The sequence below is a fragment of the Aliivibrio sp. S2TY2 genome, assembly GCF_028765525.1.
Taxonomy (GTDB): domain Bacteria; phylum Pseudomonadota; class Gammaproteobacteria; order Enterobacterales; family Vibrionaceae; genus Aliivibrio; species Aliivibrio finisterrensis_A.
Genome location: NZ_JARACS010000050.1, coordinates 1 through 289, shown reverse-complemented (window position 1 = coordinate 289; position 289 = coordinate 1). Strand labels below are relative to the sequence as shown.

Genomic DNA, 289 nt, shown 5'->3' with positions numbered 1-289 from the left:
TGCGGTTCTTAACACGGCTAAAGTTGAAAAAGGCGACACGGTTGCTGTATTCGGTCTAGGTGGTATCGGTCTCTCTGCTATCATCGGCGCTAAAATGGCGGGTGCAAGTCGCATCATCGGTGTTGACTTGAACGAAAGCAAATACGAGCTAGCTAAAAAATTAGGCGCGACTGATTGCATTAACCCAACAAACTTCGATAAGCCAATTCAAGAAGTAATTGTTGAAATGACGGACGGCGGCGTAGATTACTCTTTTGAGTGTATCGGTAACGTAAACGTTATGCGTGCA

At 45.3% G+C, this 289-nt stretch carries 1 protein-coding gene; it reads left to right on the top strand.

Features of this window, described 5'->3' with window-relative positions; translation table 11 throughout:
- Positions 1-289 (top strand): zinc-binding dehydrogenase (locus PVK63_RS19955; RefSeq protein WP_274440987.1); only part of this gene is annotated, 289 nt, incomplete at both ends.